The sequence below is a fragment of the Barnesiella sp. genome (assembly GCF_022723415.1).
Classification (GTDB): Bacteria; Bacteroidota; Bacteroidia; order Bacteroidales; family Barnesiellaceae; genus Barnesiella; species Barnesiella intestinihominis.
The window spans coordinates 1-5,689 of the sequence record NZ_JAIJHU010000097.1; the positions used below are offsets into that span (position 1 = coordinate 1).

At 41.6% G+C, this 5,689-nt stretch carries 6 protein-coding genes; 3 read left to right on the forward strand and 3 right to left on the reverse strand.

Going from position 1 to position 5,689, the window contains the following annotated elements:
• Positions 1 to 369: 369 nt before the first annotated feature.
• Together QVD32_RS12505 and radC are read left to right on the forward strand one after the other, a co-directional pair.
• Positions 370 to 1,365: a glycosyltransferase gene (locus QVD32_RS12505; RefSeq protein ID WP_118686871.1), complete on the forward strand. Its 996-nt coding sequence runs from the start codon at positions 370 to 372 to the stop codon at positions 1,363 to 1,365.
• A gap of 2 nt (positions 1,366 to 1,367) precedes the next feature.
• Complete coding sequence (radC, locus tag QVD32_RS12510) at positions 1,368 to 2,069, forward strand: RadC family protein (protein WP_021891971.1); 702 nt, start codon at positions 1,368 to 1,370, stop codon at positions 2,067 to 2,069.
• Between the two features lie 11 nt (positions 2,070 to 2,080).
• Here the strand turns inward: radC and QVD32_RS12515 are convergent, their stop codons facing one another.
• From QVD32_RS12515 to QVD32_RS12525, 3 genes are all read right to left on the reverse strand, one after another.
• Positions 2,081 to 2,938: an SGNH/GDSL hydrolase family protein gene (locus QVD32_RS12515; protein ID WP_021891970.1), complete on the reverse strand. Its 858-nt coding sequence runs from the start codon at positions 2,936 to 2,938 to the stop codon at positions 2,081 to 2,083.
• A 69-nt stretch (positions 2,939 to 3,007) separates the two neighbouring features.
• Entirely contained in the window at positions 3,008 to 3,607 is a 600-nt protein-coding gene (locus tag QVD32_RS12520) for an OmpH/Skp family outer membrane protein (RefSeq protein WP_021891969.1), read from the reverse strand.
• Positions 3,608 to 3,624: 17 nt separating this feature from the next.
• Complete coding sequence (locus QVD32_RS12525; protein WP_021891968.1) at positions 3,625 to 3,834, reverse strand: hypothetical protein; 210 nt, start codon at positions 3,832 to 3,834, stop codon at positions 3,625 to 3,627.
• Between the two features lie 315 nt (positions 3,835 to 4,149).
• On the opposite strand from QVD32_RS12525, the gene QVD32_RS12530 reads away from it, so the two are divergent.
• On the forward strand, positions 4,150 to 5,607 hold the full coding sequence (locus QVD32_RS12530; protein ID WP_021891967.1) for an aminoacyl-histidine dipeptidase: 1,458 nt from the start codon (positions 4,150 to 4,152) through the stop codon (positions 5,605 to 5,607).
• Positions 5,608 to 5,689: the final 82 nt, after the last annotated feature.

Below are 5,689 nucleotides of genomic sequence, written 5' to 3' on the forward strand. Positions count from 1 at the left end.
TGGAGTCCGAGATATGCAGTCAATAGCGGGCTATTGACAAAAATCAAGGGATTCAAGATGCAAGACAGGGGTTCAATATGGCCGGAACATACCTGCTTGCAATGATAATATTATTTCTCAATAAATTTAAAACAGCTTCTTAAACAAGTTTGTTTTTATGCATTCGACTTTACCTATATTTGTATAATGTAGGATTCGTTTCGGCATAACCAAGCTGGAAATATGATTTCCTCTTGTCTCTGCACTCAACTTTCACTATATTTGTAGAATATAGGATGCGGTTCGGCAGAGTCAAATCGGAAATGAGATTTCCGTTTGCCTTTGCGCTCACCTTTCTCTATATTTGTCTCAAACTGAATAATTGTCGTTATGCCTTATTTTTCGATCATAATTCCGGTATATAATCGTCCCGACGAGGTCAATGATCTTTTGGAAAGTCTGTCGAAACAGACCTATAAAGATTTTGAAGTGATAATAGTAGAAGACGGTTCGACGGTATGTTGTGCCGATGCCGTGAAAAGATATGCCAGTATAGTGGATATACACTATTATTATAAAGAAAACGAGGGTCGAAGTATAGCCCGTAATTATGGGCTGGAAAGAGCCGTGGGGAGTTATTTCATTTTTTTTGATTCGGATTGTGTGATTCCGGAAGGTTATTTCGAGGCTTTAAATGCAGTATTGAATCGGCATTATACCGATTGTTTTGGCGGGCCCGATGCTGCTCACGATTCGTTCAGTGACGTTCAGAAGGCAATAAATTACTCGATGACGTCATTCCTGACGACAGGAGGAATCAGAGGCGGAAAAGTTCAACTTGAAAAATTTACGCCGAGAACATTCAATATGGGATTTTCGAGAGAGGTTTATGCTCGAGTCGGGGGATTTAGAGAAATGTTCAGTGAAGACATCGATATGAGTACCCGCATTCGTCAGGCCGGTTTTGGTATATCTCTTATTCGCGATGCTTTTGTCTTTCATAAACGAAGAATTAGTATGCGTTTGTTTTTCAGACAGATTTATATCTTCGGCATGTCGCGCATTTCCCTTTATTTACTCTATCCTGATACGTTGAAACTGGTTCATTGGTTTCCGGCATGTTTTGTCATAGGCACGTTGGCCATGATAATCGCCTCTTTTTTCTGGTGGCCGGCTATCTTGCCGTTAGTGATATATTTGTTTGCTGTTTTCTTAGTTTCATGGTGCGTGAACAAACGGTTGAAAATAGCAGCTTTGTCGGTAGTCGCCAGTATAATACAGTTGGGGGGATATGGCATGGGTTTTCTGAAAGCGTTTTTTTATAAAGTTCTGTTAGGCAGAGGTAGGGACGAGGCAGAAGAGGTGCGTTTGCGAAAAGGAAAATAGCAATGGACAAGAAAAGAGAGAAACTGAAAATTACCGAATGGGCAATCGAGGACCGTCCTCGTGAAAAGATGATGCTACACGGTATCAGGGCGTTGAGTAACGCCGAACTCATAGCAATTTTGATAGGTTCGGGCAATGTCGATGAAACAGCGGTTGAACTCTCCCAACGTATACTCAATTCGGCTGGAAACAGCTTGAACAACTTGGGTAAATACGGAATGGACGATTTTGTAAAGCCATTTAAGGGAATAGGAGAAGCTAAGGCTATTACTATTATGGCCGCTCTTGAAATAGGTCGGCGGCGTCGTGACGAAGAATTGCCCAGACGACCTTCGATAAGCGGCAGTGCTGATGTATATAATTTATTGAGAGGACAGATGATAGACTTGCCTCATGAAGAGTTTTGGGTCTTGCTACTTAATCGGGCCAATCGGGTGATAGATACGATCAAAGTTAGTCAAGGGGGAACTTCTGCGACGGTGGTCGATGTAAAATTAGTTATGCGATCGGCTTTACAACAATTGGCATCGGCTGTTATTTTGTGTCATAATCACCCTTCGAATAATCTTAATCCCAGTCAAGCCGATGATAGGGTAACCGAAAAAATAAGGTCGGCTGCAGCTTTATTCGATATTTCGGTTCTTGACCACATCATTGTTGGTGAAGATGGTTATTTCAGTTATCTCGACGAAGGGCGTTTATGAAGTAGTGCCTATTACTGTTTATTTTCATATAAATCTATCAAGTGCTTGATAACGACTTCTCCCATTAATTGTTGTCCGAGAGCGTTGGGATGCAGTCCGTCATAAAGATATTTATGCTCTTTGGCTTCAACGGCTTCTGTAATACCCGATTCTTCATACATGTTGATTGCCGGACAGTTCAGTTTTTCTCCGGCAAGCAGGATAGCATCGACAAACATCGGTAATTTTTGGGAATGAGAAGAACGCTGGATCGGAGTTAGCAATACGATTTCGGTATCGGGACTGTATTTACGAATGATGGAGACAGCCCAGTTTATAGCTCCATATAAAGTTTTTCTGTCTGCCTCTTGGTAGGGCTTGTCCAGTTCCGATGGATCTCCGATAGGCTTTCCGTTAGAACTATCGTTCGTTCCGCAGGATATAATGACAATAGTCGGGTCGAATGTAGAATTTTTAGTTTTTAATCCGGTCAAAGGAGCAGGGGTGGAAGTATGGAATTTTTCTCTTTCGGCTTCCGATATAATTTCACCTTCGGGTACTATCAGTTGTAAAAACCGATATACTTGATTGGATATGACATTATTTGTGTGTACACCGTCGTATACGGGTTTCGGATTCGTATCGACAGTTGTCCCTTGATAGTCGGTCCATTGGGCTCCCGACACGGCTAAGTTGGTTAGTTCCATGTCGAAATGTTGGGCTGTGATCCATGCCCATGAATCTTTGGGCGCTGTGATGCTGTTGCCGATGGCGACTATTTGTTTTCCGTATAAAGATTCTGTTTGCTTTTTTCCTTCTTGGGATTGGCAACAAACAAGGAGTATGGAAACTAATCCGGCTGTAATAATGAGATGGAAGATGTTTTTCATTTTATAATATGAATAAAACCTGCTACATTTCGGTAACAGGTTTTGTAAAAAAAGATTAATTCCTAATTTTTATTTCTTTGCAGAAGTATATCGCTTATTCAATAGTTCGACCACTTCGTTGGTTATGTCATATTGAGGATTGATATAAAGCGTGCTGGCATTATTGAAGATAGCCTCGTATTTCTTTTCTTTATTATATTCTTTGATAAAGAGATTGATCGAGTCGTTCATTTGCATCAACATTTTTTGTTGTTCCAGCATATTTTCGTTTTCCAATCTTTGAGCATATTCTTGCAAGTCGGCAGCCTTTTTTTCCAATCGTTGATATTCTTGTTGGGCTCTTTCGGGAGAGAGGAAAGCGTTATTTTGATATTTACGTTGAAAATCGTCTTGTTCTTTCTTCAATTGTCTCGCTTTTTCGTTGATGGATGCTCTTGCGTTTTCTTGCTTGTTGATCATCTTTTCATTTAGATCTTTGGCATAGTTGTATTTTGAAAGCAAAGAATCTACATTAATATAGGCGATAGGCAGTTTGTCTCCGTAAGAAGAAATAGTAGTGTCATCGCTTACGGATTGGTTCGGAGCAGCCTGTTTATTGCCGCATTGTACCATCAATAAAGAAAGGGCAACCACAGTTGTAATCCGGATTGCAAGGGTGAATGTTTTCATAATTCGTATTTATCAGTCTAAAAATTTATATTGCGTTTACCAGATCGTTTTTTCCGTTCTAGGGCATCGGTCGATACAGCACAAACGATTCCTTTATTTCGTAAATGCCGGTTGTCGCTGATGTGCGAACTCGGGAAACGACCTCCTTTCACGAAGAAAACTCTTATTCCCAAAAGAACGACAGCCACTGCAACAAACCCTACGGTAAAAAGTAAAATATTCCACATTTTGACTATATTTGATTACATCGAATATAGACCGAGGTTCGGAGTGAAAAATGGACTTGTCCATTTTGTCCTTCTCTTACCTTTCACTATATTTGTATAGTAAAACAAAGATAAGCGATATATAGCAAAAACAAACTCATTGATTGTGCTTTTACATTATCTTTGTTTTGCAAAGATAGGAAAGGAAAATGTGATTTCGGTCGAAGAATGGAAATATTTTGCCGACAGAATCGGCAAAAGAGTGAATTTTAACATAAATTTCTTCGAATACAGAAAGTTTAGCAGTGATCAAATTGCAACTAAAATATAAAAAGTATGGACATAAAAGAGCTGAAACCGACATCAATTTGGCACTATTTTGATGCGATAACCGGGGTTCCCCGCCCTTCGAAAAAGGAGGAACGTATTCGTGAGTTTTTATTGAACTTCGCTAAGGAGCAGAACCTTGAAGTAAAGGTCGATAAAACCGGGAATGTAGTTATTACCAAAGAAGCTACTCCGGGTTGTGAAGGAGCTCCTACGGTAATATTGCAAGCTCACATGGATATGGTGTGTGAGAAAAACGGAGATGTGAAGCATGATTTTGAGCGAGATCCTATCGAAACGTATATAGATGGAGAATGGGTGAAGGCTCGCGGAACGACATTAGGAGCCGATAACGGTATAGGTATGGCGGCAGCTATGGCTGTTCTTGCCGATGAAGAGTTGAAGCACGGACGGATACAAGCTCTGTTTACGGTCGATGAGGAGACGGGCTTGACAGGAGCTTTCGGGTTAGAGTCCGGAATGATCGATGGCAAATATTTATTGAATCTCGATTCGGAAGATGAAGCCGAGATTTTTATCGGCTGTGCCGGAGGTATCGATACGACGTCGACTTTTACATATAAGCAAGAAGCGTTACCCGCCGGTAAATTTTATTTACGTGTCGAGGTAAAGAATCTTTTGGGAGGCCACTCCGGCGGGGATATTCATTTGGGTCGAGGAAACGCCAATAAATTGTTGGCTCGTTTTTTATGGTTGTGTATGCAACGTCACGAAGTGCATTTGTGTGCTATCGACGGTGGTAATTTACGCAATGCCATACCGCGGGAGGCAATGGCTGTCATCGCGGTAAACCCCGAGGAAAAAGAGGCTGTTCGAGCCGAGTTGAATCATTATGCTGCCGATGTCGCTGCTGAACTGAGCGGAGTTGATCCCCATGTGACTGTGGACATGGTGACTGCCGATACTCCTGAATTTATGATAGAGGATAAAGTCGCCCGTGCTTTGATAAGCGCTCTTTATGCAGCTCCTCACGGAGTAATAGCCATGAGTCACGATATAGAGGGCTTGGTGGAGACTTCGACCAATTTGGCATCTGTTAAAATGACCGAGCCGGGTAAGATTGTCGTGGCAACCAGTCAGCGCAGTTCGGTAGAGTCGGAGAAATACGATATCGCTTATCAAGTTGAGTGTCTGTTCCGTTTGGCCGGAGCTGAACCTTCTCATGGCGACGGGTATCCGGGCTGGAAACCCAATATGCACTCTCGCATTAAAGATATTGCAGTCGAGGCTTATCAAGAATTATACCAACAGACACCTGCTATCAAGGCTATTCATGCCGGATTGGAGTGTGGATTGTTTTTAACGAAATATCCTCAGCTCGATATGATTTCATTTGGGCCTACATTGCGGGGAGTTCATTCGCCCGATGAGATGATGCATATTCCGGCGGTAGAGAAATTTTGGAACCATTTGGTTTTGATTTTGGAAAAAGTTGCGTTGGAATAACGTGTTGAGGGAGAGACGGGAATTTTGAAAAATATCTCTCCATTTATTCGAACAAAAAAGAGGGAAGCCGATTAATCGGCTT